This window comes from Allomuricauda sp. MMSF_3307, from assembly GCF_030733585.1.
In the GTDB taxonomy this organism is placed as follows: Bacteria; Bacteroidota; Bacteroidia; order Flavobacteriales; family Flavobacteriaceae; genus Flagellimonas.
The window spans coordinates 838,035-853,247 of record NZ_JASHIQ010000002.1; the positions used below are offsets into that span (position 1 = coordinate 838,035).

Genomic DNA, 15,213 nt, shown 5'->3' on the forward strand with positions numbered 1-15,213 from the left:
AACCATTGGATATAAATACAATGATATTTACAAGGAATACTTAAATGAAATTTACCAGAAGTATTTAGATGCCTTGAAGACTGATTTATCTATAATATGATACCATTCGTAGTAAATTAAAATCTTTAGTTTAAAAAAAATCTTACTTTTATAACGCACATAAAAATTAAATTAACTCCATACTTCAATGCACGGCATAGTTAGCTGTGATTCCACCAAACATTGCATCATTTTATGAAAAACGCTTCTTACCTACTTGTGTTGTTCACTTTGTTGATATCCTGTACCAAAAGTGAAGAACCAAATTCCACCAATATTCCTGAAACACCCGATGCAATTGAGCAGGGAGCACAATCCTTTAGTATTAGCAATAAGGAGATAACTGCTAAAAGCACTTCAGGCCTAACGGCTAAAGAATTTATTCCAGCCAATGTTTTTGTTAGTGTGGAAACCAGCAATGGTGCTACTATTTTAAATAGAAAAAAACTTAGTGTAATAGATAATGGTGTTGATTATGTTACGGAAGAGATAATGCTGGATCCCGGAACATATAAATTAACTGAGTTCATAGTCATAGATTCTGATGATTTTGTCATTTCCTTGGTGCCAAAAGCCACCTCCGCATTATCTCAGTTTACCAGTACATCGCTTCCATTTAATTTCCCTGTACAAGAAGCTAATTCAAAGAATACACCTGTCGAAAATATTGAGGCAGCCGGCTATTCTTGGGTGCAATTTGGATATGAGGACGATGACCTCGCTTTCCCCGAATCTGATGATTTCTTTACACTAACAGTTGATGATACGGAAAATCTAACAACCAAAACAATTGTTCTAAAGTCACTAACTGGCTCAACTTATAAGGTTGATTGGGGGGACGGTACTGTTGATGAGTATGTTTCAACCCTAAGTGACCTGAACATAAATAATGAACTGTCCCATGATTTTGAAGATAATGGTATTTATGAAATAAAGGTTATCGGGGCCATTGAGGCTATTGAAGAGTTAGAGTTTCGAAATAACGTTCCTGAACATGGTTATCAAAGTAATCTTGTATCGGCGAATATTGGAAATTTGATTTTGTTGTCGACAATAGAATTTCATTTGGGTAAATTATCAACTTTGGATACATCCAGTAATATTGATTTGGAATATCTAAGTTTAGGGTACAATCAAATTATTGATTTAGATCTCACAAAAAATCAAAAATTAAAAAAGCTTTATGCAAGGTATAATCAGCTAACGGCGATAGATGTTTCCCAGAATCCTGATTTGGAATTTTTGTGGATGGAAGGAAATCAAATTTCCAATTTGGATGTTTCCAATAACTCAAAATTAAGTGTATTGCTAGCAAGAGGGAATGTTTTAACCAATGTAGATTTTACTAATAATCAGGACCTCCAGCGATTTGATTTGAGCAATAATTTACTGTCCAGTATTGATCTTTCCCAAAACCTAAGTTTATTTGAAATCAATGTTGGGGCAAATAACCTCACTCAAATAGATCTTTCCAATAATATAGAATTAGAACGTATAGATTTATATGAAAATCAAATAAGCTCGATTGATCTTTCTTCAAATCTGAGACTAAGGGATTTGTATATAGGTGATAATTTGTTGGATAATATAGACTTAAGTTTACATAGTAGTTTCGAAAGGTTATCAATTCACAATAATAATTTAACTATTCTGGATTTATCCAACAATCCCTTGGTATCCCATTTGTATGTTGGCAGTAATCAATTGAGTGCAGCCCAATTGGATTTGATAATTTCCGGTATTTATGATAATGCCGTTTCAAACTCAATTAACATGGGATATATCGATTTTCAAAACAATCCAGGTACGGATTTGATTGACCAAACTACTATTGCTAAAATCAATGAATTAGCTCTGGATTATGATTGGTTTTTTAATAACGGTTAATAGTTAGGCTGATTAATCCAAGATGACAAAGGTTTAGGTCAAGTCATAGTATAAAAAAGGCGCACTCAATGGTACGCCTTTTACTTTTTATATAAGTCCAGTCTTACTGTTTCATTCCGGGTACACCTTCCGGTTTTTGGGTCTGCCAAGGAAACGGCTTCGCTGCTTTTTCCACAGGGGCCACTTCATTCAAGGTCTCGGCATCGTACACTCCTCCATTTTTGACCACATGGGTCAAGGTATTGGTGTTGCGGATATCTTCCAACGGATTTTGGTCCATAATCAGGATATCGGCCAATTTGCCTTCCTCAATACTGCCCAAATCTCCGTCCAAACCAAGGGCTTCGGCGCCCAAAATCGTGGCGGTTTTTAAGGCGTCGATATTCTTCATGCCTCCGCTGGCTACCGACCACAGTTCCCAGTGGTAGCCCAATCCTTGCAACTGGCCATGGCTTCCTACGCCGCCAATACCATCAGCTTCTACCAAATCCTTCATAAACTCGGCGTGCTTTTGGAATACGTGCTCTTCGGGCATAAACCAGGCGGCCCTTCTGCGCGATTTCTGCGCCAACTCTTCGTAAGGCGTAAAATACTGCAGCTTTTGGTCGTGGTATACATCCTCGGTAGCATAGTAGTAGTTTTCCGCCCAAGGTCCGCCGTAGGACACCAAAAGGGTAGGGGTCACTGCCATTTTGGATACTGCAACGGATTGCACCACATCCTTATAAATGGGATAAATGGGGAAGGAGTGCTCGTGCCCCGGGTAGCCGTCTAACAACTGGGTCATGTTGAGTTTAAAGTCCAATCCACCTTCGGTGGTTGGCATCAATTCCAGTTCCTTGGCCGCCATGATTACCCATTGGCGCATTTGGCGATTCCCTACCAGATACATTTTGATGCTCTTGGTGTTGTAATACTCGCTGTACTGTTTGAGCACATCTTTGGCGTGCTCCAACGATTTGAGTTTGTACGACCAGTAGCCAACACCGGGACCAGTGCTGTACACACGGGGCCCGTGCATCATTCCGGCATCTACCATATCGGCATAGGTGAGCACATCGGTGGTTGCCGTTTGTGGGTCGCGCGTTGTGGTGACGCCATAGGCGAGGTTCGCGGAATAGATCCAGATCTGGTTTTTATGGATGCCCCAATTGGGCCACATATGGGCGTGGGTATCCACAAAGCCAGGGGTAATCGTCTTGCCGCTGGCATCGATTTCCACGGTGCCTTTGGGCACTTCCAAACTACCTGAGGCCCCAACGCCTTTGATGCGGTTGTTCACGATCAGGATATCGCCATTCTCGATGACCTGGTCACCTTTCATGGTAATGATCCTGGCACCTTTGAGCAACACACTGCCTTCGGGAATATCCTTGGTATAATTGACCTTTACCTTGATTTCATCCGCTTCAAAGACCTTGTCCTCTTCCTTGTCCTTTTTATCCTCTTCCTTATCCTTGTCTTCCTCCTTTTGCTTGTCTTTTAGCTCTTCCGCTTCTTTTTTGGCCAAGGCCACACTATCTGCATAGGCTTCTGCCGCTGGAATATTGTAGATAAAATGACTGGCTCCGAGCGACCAGTGCACATTTTTACTATCGCTTCGCCACGCGGGAAACTCACCGCCCATTACCGTTAGTTTTTTGGCAGGGAAGGCCGCTTTATCGGCATCGGCCACCGATATTTTCGGGGTCTGCCCGAATTTGGGAAGGGTCACGGTGTAAATATCATTGTTGATTTTGGCCAGTGCCGTAGTTCCGTCAGGCGATATTTTGATTTCTGAAGGTGCGGACGATTTATCCTCTGGGGCCTGATACTGTTCCGAACCGGGCAGGATATTGTGACCTCCGTTGTGATCGTGGAACCCAAAGGAAGAAGAACCAAAGGTGGTGATGCCGCTCAATTTCAAATGCTCCTTTTGGTCGGTACCGTCCCAACGAATGGACAGCAAAGATTTATTCTTGCTCAGGTAAATGCGGTCATCCACTTTGGTGAAGTGTGGGCCGGAACGTCCTTCCGCCTTGTCGATGACAGTAATTTTTCCGCCCTCAGCGGGAATCCACGCCAAATCCTCTTCCGCACCGCTGGCCCTTGGACCGATGGCATCACGGTACACCTGTGCCGGACCTTTTAGGAAAACAATCCTATTGCTGCTGTACGACCATGCTGGACTGCTATAAATGGCAGCCTCATCCGTCAATTTTTGAACACCGCCACGTCCGTTGGCACTGACTTTGTACAAATGTCCGCCATTCGTCTCCCAAGTGGCAAATACGATACTTTTGCCATCGGGTGACCAAGCAGGTTGGGCTTCGGTAAAATCGTTTTTGGTGAGCCTTTTTGGGGTTCCATTGGGCAAATCCATTACATAGAGCCTGTTCAATGCGGTAAAGGCCAACCGATTTCCATCTGGGGAAGGCACACCATCACGGATTTGGGTGACTAAGGCTTCTGGTGTATCCTTGATGGGATATTTAAACTTGAGCTGTGGTCCCAGTTCCAGGTTCACATCCACTTCAAACGGTATTTCGGAAGCGGAATTGGAGGCAATGTCGATACTGTAGATTTTTCCACCGTAACTGGTCACTAGATTTTTACTGTCGGGCGTAAAGGCCATCCCCGGCAACACGCCCAAAGGGGCAATGGATTCCTGCTCATCACGTTGTACCGGATAGGCCAACCAACGTTCGTCCCCGTTTTCCAGATTACGTAGCACCAATCCGGTTTCGGTTTCAAAACGGCTACCGTACACCAACCATTTCCCGTTGGGCGAAAGGGTAGGAGTAAACGCGGAGCCGTAGCGGGAGGTAACGGTCGCCAAATCGCCATCTTCCATGTCGTACGTTCCCAATTGGTATTGTGGCAACTGCGCGTTGTAGTTCCAAGCACGCATTCTTCGGGAAAAATAAATCAGCTTTCCGTCGGGTGCGAATTCGGGGTCAATGGTCTTAAGGTTTTCAGGTTCATCGATCAATTGGGCGCCGCCGCCACCATCTTTATGGTACAGGTGCAGTTTGATGTTCCTCCGGCCACGGGCACCAACAATGTATTCCCCATCAGGACTCCAATCGGCCGAAAAGAAGTTCTGATTGTCGTCCTTTGTAATCTGTTTGGTTTCTTCGGAAGCCAATTCCATGGTCCAAATATTGTCGGAACCGCTTTTATCGGAAATAAAGACGATGGATTTTCCATCGGGACTGAACCTGGGATGGACATCATACGCCATTCCCTCCGTAACTTGGGTGGCCTTGCCGCCTTGGATGGGAATCGTGTAGAGGTCGCCCATCATATCAAATATAATGGTCTTTCCATCGGGGCTTACATCAAGAGATAGCCATGTCCCTTCCTTGGTGGTAAAGGAGATGCTGCGTTCCGGCTCCAAGGGCAGTTCTTTGGTCGCTTTTTTGGTAGTGTCGGTCTCTTTTTCCCCATTCTGTGCATTGAGGGACGAGAGCCCCATACATAGGGCCAGAGCCCAAAGATACTGATTTTTTTTCATATTGTTAGTTTATGCTTGACAGTAGCTAACAAGGTATGAAAAATCGGGATATGGCTTCTGTTTTTTTGGATAAGGAATTCTTGCGTTTTATTGGTGAACACTTGCAGTATTACAAACTGAGGCAGCCCAATGTTGAAAACCTCCAAATGAAAGAAGCAAATCAAAACAAATTCCATAAAACAAGGGGTTTTATAGTCCGCAAAGGGGGATTGGCTCGTACATAGCTATAAATATCAACCTCATGTTCCAGCCTTGTAAACAATGGCTTTTCTCGGTTTTTTTAGTGTTGGCAGTTGTGCTGCCGTCTTTTGGGCAAGACCCAAAAACCTATGAAGGTCCACTTCAAGTGGGTGATTATTCCGGTCAGGCCGTTTATCAGTACATCATATCGGATTTGGACACCATTTATAATGGTGATTTTTTATGGCAACAATCCAACTTGGAGACCTTGGTAGAAAACGAGGATGCTTCCTTTCGCATTTCCGGTGCCTTTGACCAAGGCATTGCCAATGGTCCGTGGCAATTTGAGTTTGGGGAGTATCAAACCAATAGTCAAAGTCAGGTAGTGGGCTACGAATACCGTGTTTTGGTGAGCGGGACCCAAGAAAAAGGGGAGGGGCGACTCTCGGAGGGAAAGCCAGATGGAAACTGGACCTACACCATCAACCAGATCAAGGACTCCGAAATACAGCAAATTCTATTTAAAAGCGATATCACATACGATAAGGGCGTTCCCCAACAAAATTTTCAGATAGAAAACGACAGCAGTGTCTTGGTGGGAAGGTTTTTACGTGATGGCTTGGCCCACGATGAATGGTCCTACTACGGCACCGAGCGCGTGGAGGATATGGAGGATTGGTTTTTTGATGACGGATTGCTGCGCAACATTCGGTTGACCACCGACCAAGTTTCCAAGGAAATTCAGGTTTTTGACACCAACGCGCCTAATTACAAAACCATCCCTTTGCATAGGGGCTATATCGCGCTCCTGGAGGCTGTTTTACAAGAGCAAGAAGTGGAAAGTGGTATCGCCAGCATACTGGCCCAAAATCTTCGATATTACCAAAAAATTGATAATGTACTGCGGCAATTGGGGTCTGATGGTTTTCAAATGGAAGCCAAAGTAAAAGTCCCATTTTATCCGCTGGATTCCCTTCAAACAAAGACCTTGGAGCAGATTGCTTCGGATTACCAAGTCGCTGCCAATTTGAGCCGGACCATTTTGCGAAACAGCCATTTGAATATCGTCAAACGGACCGACCCCGAAGCTTATTTCTACTACAATGTGGCCCAAAAAATCAGTACGGATTTTCTGGAGCCCTTAAAGGCATTGGTCAGTTACCAAGAAAATGACATTGTGGCCTATCAGGAAATTCCTGTAATGCTGCAACGGTTGTGGCCCAATGGAAAACCCGGGACCGAAATTACGGTAGCGGCCAACGAAGCTGGCGCATTACGGAGTTTTAGACTTCCCAGTTCGGAAGAGTTTGGATATGAAGGCAACGATTTGCTTTCCGTGGCCGCATTGGGTACCTACGCACGAATGAGCTTGGAGTACATAAAAGGTTCTTTGGCATCCAGATTGACCAATGAGGAACAACTGCAAATGCTCAATGGTCTCGAAGAGGAGCTTATTCAATTGAACAATTTGTTGGAGCGTGAGGTGGACTCTGTTGACGGACTCGCCAACGATTACAAAAACGCACTTGCCCATCTGCAACAATTGGCGGATAGCTCATTGACTACCTATGCCGATATGAAGAACCCCAACGAGAAGTTGACGTACGGTAAGAGCATCAAAACCTGTTTGATGGAGCTGACCGACCTGGCCCAAAGCTTGAAAAATATACCCCAGCAGCAGGAAACCATCAAAAAGGAATATACCAATGCTGTTTGGAACCCCTTTATGGCCAATGTAATGGCAGAACAGGTCAAAAAACGAATCACCGAGAGCTACGAGGAGGTGCTGATACCCTATTTCCTGAAAGCCACATCATCCTTGGAGTGTGGAAATGTAAAGGCATTGAACGAACAAATCATTCAGACCCATAAAACCATTCTTGGCTTGCGGAACAAGGACACCCGAAAACTGGAACGTAAACTGCGAAGGGAGAAGCGCCCTATGGAAGTGCTACAACTTTTACAGGTGACATCAACCCCCAAAAACCAATAGGCATGGCAGTAGTTGAAAAGAGCCTTTTGAGAGTCATGGTGGTATGCATATTTTTGGTTGGTGCCATTGGCCATGCCCAACAAGAAGACCCGCAGGTGTTACCGGAAACCTCCCAGTATAAGGAACCCAAAACCAAGGTGTGGTTCAATACCTACGGTAATATTAGGATTGGAAAGCGTTTCTTTTGGGACGCACAGACGCATTTGAGGCTTGAGGAAACCAAAAACACTGCGTTTTTTGGGCAAGTGGGTCAAATCTACAATAGGCACGCCATTGGTTACATCTTCAACAAGAAGACCGATGTTCGATTGGGTGGAGTAGTGCGAATCAATTTTAACACCGACGAGGATTCGGAAGACCGAAATGTAGTCCCTGAATGGCGGATTTGGCACCAGTACCAATTTGCCATGCCCTTTTACTCGGCCATGCTCTATCACCGGATACGGATAGAACACCGATGGACCCAAGACTTTGCCGAGAACAGCGAGTATATTTTCAGAAACCGTTGGCGGTATATGTTCCGCGCCAAGATACCTTTGAACGATACCAAATTACAGCCCAAAACATGGTATGTTTCCCCAGAGGCCGAGTTGATTATGCAAAGCGGTAAGGAGGTAGTGGCTAGCCCCATGGAGGATTTACGTTTGACCACTACGCTTGGGTATATCGTAACCCCCAGATTGACCTTTGCCGCAGGGGTGATGTACTCCCAAGGCCAGGAAAGGCTTAATGGCGGATTTTACCAGCAGGGTTGGACACTGCGCTTCCACATGTACTTTTCCCCAGACTTTAGGAAGGTGAAAAACAAACTGCCCGACGTCCATTTAACAGATTGATACGTACCTATTAACGAACCATGTGATTGAAAATGAAACTTAAAAAATACACATTCTTCATATTATTGGCAGTCTTAGCGGTCGGAACGATTTTCTTCGTTGCCAAATCCCTCAAATTAAAAAAAGAACTTGCCCTCACGAAGGAGCAGAATCAAACATTGACCAAAAAGCTGGAGTCACATGAGCAATTGGCCAAGATAGATTCACTTTTATTGGAAGGCGATTACGATGGAGCCATTGCATCCTATCAAACCAACTTGCAAACCGCGGGCAAGGAAAACAATATGGTAATTCCGTTGCGCATTGCCCTGGCGGAAAAACTACGGAACAAGGATATAAGTTTAAACACGGCCGTAGTAGACGAAACGAAAAGGCAGGATTCTTTACCTGTTTCCCGTTGGTCCGAAGAGACGGCCATCAGAAAATACGATTCCCTTAATTTTTCGTTGGAAAAAACAAAAGTGCAGTTGGCACGGTTGAAAAAGCAGCTTCAGCAAAAATCCTATGGGGAATATTTGACCTTTACCAGCCAAAAAGGAAACCAGTTGCACTACATTGGTCAGGTTAAGAATGGAAAAGCCCATGGATTTGGCGTTGCCTTGCTGGAAACGGGCAGCCGGTACGAAGGGGAATGGGAAAACAATCAGCGCCATGGCGAAGGTACCTTTTATTGGCCTGATGGGGAATACTATGTGGGCACTTATCAAAACGATAAACGCAGCGGTTATGGCACGTATTACTGGCCCAATGGTGAAAAATATACCGGGCAGTGGAAAGATGATAAGCGCAGCGGTACCGGGAAATTCTATGATGCCGAAGGCGAAATTGTGGCCGGTGGCGAATGGAGCGATGACAAACTGGTTGAGGTCAACGAAAAATAGGAGGCTAAATCACTCTTGACCCACATATTGCCCATCTTCCATCGTAATATGCATTATATCGAGGTTTTGTGAAATGCATAGTGATATCTGAAAGATTTTGTTAAATTTAGGGGAAACCAGTTATTGGTTTAAACTACATTAACTTAAAAATTGAGAACACGATTATGAAAAACCTCACAAGAACTCGACGCCATTCCCTTTGGATGGCAGCCGTGCTCGGCGCAATTGCATTTACCTCTTGTTCGGACGAAACAATTACCCAAGATGATGCCAATGCCATTTTGGAAACGGAGACAAGCTCATTATCATTGGTGGATCATGGCGACAAAATGATCATGCTTGATGATTTGATCGTGGGCGATGACCTGCTTACCGCCCGTGCAACAAATGCCGCTGGCAACGATCGAGGCCGTTTTAACATTACCCTTAATTTTTTATTGCCGCCCACAGAACGGCAGGAACAGGTATTCAATGATGCCGCTGCCCGTTGGGAGCGTATCATTATCAAAGATGTTCCCTCCATTACAGGGACCATCCCATCCGCATTTGAGGGGTTTCCTCCAGCTTCTGAAGGAACCTTGGACGATGTGGTAATAGAAGTCGCTTTGGCGCCCATCGATGGCCCGGGCGGAATTTTGGGACAAGCAGGGCCACGTTTTGTACGCACCAGCGATTACTTGACCATTTCGGGCATCATGTTCTTTGATGTGGACGATTTAGCCTTCTTGGAAAGTCTCGGTCTCTTCGAAGATGTGATCGTACACGAAATGGGGCACGTTTTGGGAATAGGTACATTATGGAATATATCCAGACCCAATTTTGAGCGTAATCTACTTTTGGGCGGAACAACCAATCCCTATTTTGGAGGACGCAAGGCCAATGTATTTTGGAATGCCGAAGGAGGTACGGGAGAGCTACCCATTGAGAGCATGTTTGGACCAGGTACTGCTTTTGGCCACTGGCAAGAGTCTACTTTGAACAATGAGCTAATGACCGGCTTTTTGAATTTGGGCGAAAACCCATTGAGTAGAATAACCGCAGGTTCCATGTCCGATTTGGGCTACGGAGCAGCCAGCGTAGGAGAGTCGTATGATTTACCACGAGGCACACCGGGTGTTAATTTGAGCACTTTGGAAGAGGCCGGTACAGCAGAAGGATTGAACATTGCCGCTATGGAAGAATTGTTGATGCCCATAGGCTTTATCAATACCGATAAAAAATAAAATCACGCTCTTTCAAAAATAATAGGCCTACTTCCTTGGGGAGCAGGCTTTTTTTTGTTCATGGACTAAAAATTTTCTGCAGCAACGGCCTATGGCTAGAGTAATCCTTTGGCTTCCAGAGTTTTTTCCAAACGGTCATGGTTTTCCCAAAAACGATCGGCTATTTTCTGCATCACCGTTTCATAGCCGGGGTGTGTTTCAAGTTTTTGGAATACGGGGTCTAATCCCATGAACAGCACAATCCAATACTGAAAGTGGTCTTTGGCTGCAAAAGCTTCCAATTGGGCAATGCCTTCGTCCAATTTGCCTTCGTAGGCATAAAGTACCGCCATGCTGGCTGGTTGATAGATGGACTGATCATGTTCGCAATAGTCGGCATAAGCTGCAAACAGCTGGTCCGCTTCCTCCTGAAGCCCCATTTTTTCGTACGTGTAGCCTATTTTTATGTCCTCTTGCGGATATACGCCCAACCCCATTGATTTCCTGATGTCGTTGAACGATTTATAATACTGATAGGCACTATCATATTCTTTTTGAAAATAGTGCAACTTGGCTACTTCCTGCAAAATGTCGAGTCGGGTGGTGTCCTTCCTCAGTTCACGCTTCAAACTGTTCAATGTTTGTTTGATGTCCTTGTTTTTGGCATATCGGATATACGCCTTTAAATAGGGAGCGTATTCATTGTCTGGATTGGTTTCGAGCGACTTGTTGATGTATAACAATGCTTCATCCGTAAACCCGGATTGAGCAAGTGCATTACTCAGGTGGAGATAGGTATAGCTTTGCGTAATATTGTTTTCCGAGACATCCAACTGAATGCCCTTTAGGGCATATTCCAAATATTTTCCGGTATTGGGGAGGGCATTGGAGTAAATGGAAGATAAAATATTGATTACACCTGAAGCATTGGGGTTGTATTCCAAAGCTTTTTCCAAATGTGGGACCGCCAACCGATAATCCCCAATGTGCATATAATACAACGCCTTTGCAATTAAGCTTTCTGTTAGTTTGGAATCATGTAGCAGGGCCTTGTCCGCATAATTATTAATGGTCTCTGTATATTGTTTTTGTTTTTTATACAGGTCGAGATAGTAATAAGCTATGGCCAAATCTGCATAAACCAAGGCAAATTTAGGGTCCTCTTCAACGGCTTTTTCAAATAGGGGAATGGCCTCCAGAAGACCTTCTACGGTTCCTCTGTTAAACGGCTCTTGTGCCTTTAGGTAATAATCGTAAGCCACCAAGTTCTTCGTAGGTTTTTTGTCAATCTGCTCCAACTCCGAAGGTGTTACTTGCGCTTTGATGGCATCTGCTATTTTTTTGGCCACTTCATTTTGTATTGCGAAAATATCCACCAATTGATGGGTATATTGTTCGCCCCAAACCTGTGTGTCGGTTACCGCATCGATCAATTGGATGTTGAGCATGACTTGGTCGCCTATCTTCTGACCACTACCTTCCACAATATAGTTCACGTTAAGCTCAGCGGCGATTTCTCCAATGTTCTGATTGGTATTCCGGTATTTTTCCACTGATGTACGGCTAATGACCCGTAAATCCTCAATTTTTTGAAGATTGCCCAAAGAGGATTCCATCAAACCATTGACAAAATAAAGGTTGGTGGAATCACTGCTCTCATTTTTAAATGGAAGTACGGCAATGGACTTTTCGAGCGAAATTGTTTCCACCCTTTTTTGGGAAGAAGAGGAGGGAAGTAGTAACCAAATAAGACCGCCACCGATTACAAGTGCCATGGCAAGGAGAGCCCAACGATATCTTCTAAAAAAGGAGGGAGCGGCTATTTCGGTCCCTGCGTCCTGAAATCCCTGTTTGCCAACTTCGCCCGGGGGATGACCGTACTGTTCCCGAAAACACTTGATGAAATAGGAGACACTTCCAAAACCTACTTGATATGAAATCTCGGAAACCGTCTGGTCGGTTTCTTGGAGCAATCCCATCGCCTCTTCCAGTCTGATTTTTCGAATAAACTGGCTGGCCGATAACTGGGTCTGTTTTTTGCATTTCCGCAGCAAACTGGAACGGCTCATGTGCATGGCTTTGGCCAATTCCGAAACACCAAAGTGCTCATCGCTCAAATGCTCGAGTATGATGGCCTTGGCCTCATCGGTAAATTTCTGCCCTTTGGGTTTGTCTAGCATTTTGGTTTGCAGATTGATAGCTGCGCGGTCTGTACAAATATAAACGTTTCCTCCCCATGGGAAAAATGCCGCTTTTGCCGCATAGTTTATATCCATGCGCCATATTTTTTATGGACCGAGCAGCAGTTACATATATCGCAGCATAGGTGATTGGTACTGCATCAGGCTTTGGGGAATCTTTGTGATGTAAAAATTATTGTTCAACACTTAAAACGAAAAGTAATGAAAAACCTTAAAAACAATTCCATGAAACATCTAATGTATGCACTACTTATTGTATCGATAAGTTTATCTGCCTGCGGACAGCAAAAAAACAAACCGGAACAACAGAGTTCCGTGAAAACCCAAGTAAAGACTCCCAAAACACCATTGTCGGCGGCTGTGGTTACTGGCGATTTGGAAGCCGTGAGACAGCATATCGAGGCAGGAACCGACATCAATGAAAAGGACCCACTTAGCGGGTCGACCCCATTGATTACCGCAATCACTTTTGACAAAAAGGATATCGCGAAAAGTCTGATCGATGCCGGAGCTGATTTATCCATCAAAAACAATGACGGTTCCACGGCACTGCACGTAGCTGCCTTCTTTTGTAAAGTGGAAGCGGTCCAAATGTTGTTGGATGCAGGTGCCGACAAGAATTTGAAGAACAATTATGGGGCCACCCCTCGAGAAACTATTGTGGGTTCTTTTGCCGAGGTGAAGCCCATCTATGAAATGATGCAGCAACAATTGGGACCTATTGGCCTTCAGTTGGACCTGGAAGAAGTCGAAGCCACCCGTCCCACCATCGCCGTAATGCTTCAATAATCCATCAAAAAAACGATAAGTCATGAAAACAGCACGTAGACACGATATTGATTGGTTGCGGGTAATCACAATTGCCTTGCTATTGATCTATCACATTGCCATTATATTTCAGCCTTGGGCCATGTTCGTAGGCTTTGTACGAAGCGAGCGATCTTTGGAAAGTTTGTGGACCCCGATGACCATGCTCAATGTTTGGCGTATTCCTATCCTATTCTTCGTATCGGGCATGGGACTCTATTTCGCCATGCGAAAACGGAACTGGAAACAGTTGATAGGGGAGCGGACCAGAAGGATTTTGTTGCCGTTGCTTTTTGGTATTGTAGCTATTGCTCCCTTACATATGTTCCTCTTCCAGAAGTTCTACAAACTGCCTTTGGGATATTATCCACATATGGGCCACCTATGGTTTTTGGGCAATATTTTTGTTTACGTGCTGATGTTTTTGCCCGTTTTCTATTTGTTGAAAGGTAACATAGAAGGTAGATTCCACCGATTTTTGGATCGAATGATGTCCCATCCCGGTGGACCCCTGTTGGTTTCCCTTTTTTTTATGCTCGAGGCCATTTGGGTCAAACCGCAGGTCTACTCCCTGTATGCGGAAACATGGCATGGATTTGCGCTCGGAGCTTTGGCCTTCTTTTTTGGTTATCTGTTCGTTTACAGCGGACGTGGATTTTGGGAAACCGTAAAAAAATGGAGATGGGCCTACATCGCTTTGGCCGCAGCATTATACCTGGTGAGATATGTGGAGTTTCAATTGGAAGCTCCGGGATATCTGATGGCATTGGAATCCAATTGCTGGATATTTGGGGTGTTCGGTCTTGGTTATCGTTATCTGAATAAACCAAGTGCCTTATTGGTCTATTTGAGTCAAGCAGCGTATCCCTTTTATATCATCCATATGTTTGTAATGTATGGGGCGGCTTGGTTGATTTTGCCTATGGAGATGCATCCAATCGTACAATTTGTGGCCATTACCGTACTCACTTTTGGAATCTGCTACATCCTGTATGAGTTTGTCATCCGAAGAATAGGGTTCTTACGGCCATTATTTGGACTGAAAGGAAGGCAAGTCCCTAAGATAGCATCCAAAATGATGATAAATGAGGGCTAAGGGCCGATTTTAACCTCCTTTTTGGAAAACCAATGCGCCAGTCCTTCGTTTAACCATTTTATACCCTGTATATTTGCAACGTTTTGATTTTAAAACTATAAACAAAAATTATGAGCACAGTAAAAGAGAATGACACTGTAAAAGTGCACTACACGGGTAAATTGACCAATGGACAGGTGTTTGACAGTTCTTTGGAGCGTGAGCCTATGGAAGTAGCCTTGGGACAGGGTCAGCTTATACCTGGATTTGAAAAAGGGCTTATCGATATGGCCGTGAACGAAAAAAAGACCATTACCATCGATAAAAAAGATGCGTACGGCGAAGTGAACGAGTCCCTTTTCCAGAAAATATCAAAGTCCCAACTACCTGAGGACCTAAAGCCCGAAGTGGGTATGGGCTTGGTAGGTTCCAACGCTGAGGGACAGCAACAACAGTTTAGGGTGGCCAAAGTAGAGGAAAACGACATCATTTTGGATGCCAATCACCCATTGGCCGGACACGATTTGGTGTTTGACCTTGAAGTGGTAGAGATTCTGTAAGCGAGAATTTCAATTAGTATATAAAAGCCTCGTCTGTTTGACGGGGCTTTTTTGTT

10 protein-coding genes are annotated in these 15,213 nt (G+C 44.4%); 8 read left to right on the forward strand and 2 right to left on the reverse strand.

Annotated features, from left to right (window positions below; genetic code table 11):
* The first annotated feature begins 234 nt into the window (after nucleotides 1-234).
* Entirely contained in the window at nucleotides 235-1,926 is a 1,692-nt protein-coding gene (locus RBB12_RS08205; RefSeq protein ID WP_306014144.1) for a leucine-rich repeat domain-containing protein, read from the forward strand.
* A gap of 103 nt (nucleotides 1,927-2,029) precedes the next feature.
* Here the strand turns inward: RBB12_RS08205 and RBB12_RS08210 are convergent, their stop codons facing one another.
* Nucleotides 2,030-5,422 (reverse strand): amidohydrolase family protein, encoded by a 3,393-nt coding sequence (locus tag RBB12_RS08210; RefSeq protein WP_306014143.1) that lies wholly within the window; start codon nucleotides 5,420-5,422, stop codon nucleotides 2,030-2,032.
* 241 nt (nucleotides 5,423-5,663) lie between these two features.
* Here RBB12_RS08210 and RBB12_RS08215 point away from each other — a divergent pair, with 241 nt between their 5' ends.
* The 4 genes from RBB12_RS08215 to RBB12_RS08230 all read left to right on the forward strand — a co-directional run bounded on the left by RBB12_RS08215 (nucleotide 5,664) and on the right by RBB12_RS08230 (nucleotide 10,535).
* A complete protein-coding gene (locus RBB12_RS08215) occupies nucleotides 5,664-7,595 on the forward strand; it encodes a hypothetical protein (RefSeq protein WP_306014142.1) in 1,932 nt (643 codons plus the stop codon).
* A 2-nt stretch (nucleotides 7,596-7,597) separates the two neighbouring features.
* Nucleotides 7,598-8,431, forward strand: a complete 834-nt coding sequence (locus tag RBB12_RS08220; protein WP_306014141.1) for a DUF2490 domain-containing protein — start codon at nucleotides 7,598-7,600, stop codon at nucleotides 8,429-8,431.
* Nucleotides 8,432-8,463: 32 nt separating this feature from the next.
* Nucleotides 8,464-9,312, forward strand: a complete 849-nt coding sequence (locus RBB12_RS08225; protein ID WP_306014140.1) for an MORN repeat-containing protein — start codon at nucleotides 8,464-8,466, stop codon at nucleotides 9,310-9,312.
* A 164-nt stretch (nucleotides 9,313-9,476) separates the two neighbouring features.
* Nucleotides 9,477-10,535 (forward strand): hypothetical protein, encoded by a 1,059-nt coding sequence (locus tag RBB12_RS08230; RefSeq protein ID WP_306014139.1) that lies wholly within the window; start codon nucleotides 9,477-9,479, stop codon nucleotides 10,533-10,535.
* A 95-nt stretch (nucleotides 10,536-10,630) separates the two neighbouring features.
* On the opposite strand, the gene RBB12_RS08235 is transcribed toward RBB12_RS08230, so the two are convergent.
* Entirely contained in the window at nucleotides 10,631-12,790 is a 2,160-nt protein-coding gene (locus RBB12_RS08235) for a helix-turn-helix domain-containing protein (RefSeq protein WP_306014138.1), read from the reverse strand.
* Between the two features lie 126 nt (nucleotides 12,791-12,916).
* Here RBB12_RS08235 and RBB12_RS08240 point away from each other — a divergent pair, with 126 nt between their 5' ends.
* The 3 genes from RBB12_RS08240 (at nucleotide 12,917) to RBB12_RS08250 (ending at nucleotide 15,157) form a co-directional block, all read left to right on the forward strand.
* Nucleotides 12,917-13,504 carry an ankyrin repeat domain-containing protein gene (locus RBB12_RS08240; protein WP_306014137.1) on the forward strand — a complete coding sequence of 196 codons (588 nt, stop codon included), beginning with the start codon at nucleotides 12,917-12,919 and terminating at the stop codon, nucleotides 13,502-13,504.
* Between the two features lie 22 nt (nucleotides 13,505-13,526).
* A complete protein-coding gene (locus tag RBB12_RS08245) occupies nucleotides 13,527-14,618 on the forward strand; it encodes an acyltransferase family protein (RefSeq protein WP_306014136.1) in 1,092 nt (363 codons plus the stop codon).
* A gap of 110 nt (nucleotides 14,619-14,728) precedes the next feature.
* Nucleotides 14,729-15,157, forward strand: a complete 429-nt coding sequence (locus RBB12_RS08250; protein WP_179385816.1) for a peptidylprolyl isomerase — start codon at nucleotides 14,729-14,731, stop codon at nucleotides 15,155-15,157.
* The last annotated feature ends 56 nt before the right edge of the window (nucleotides 15,158-15,213 follow it).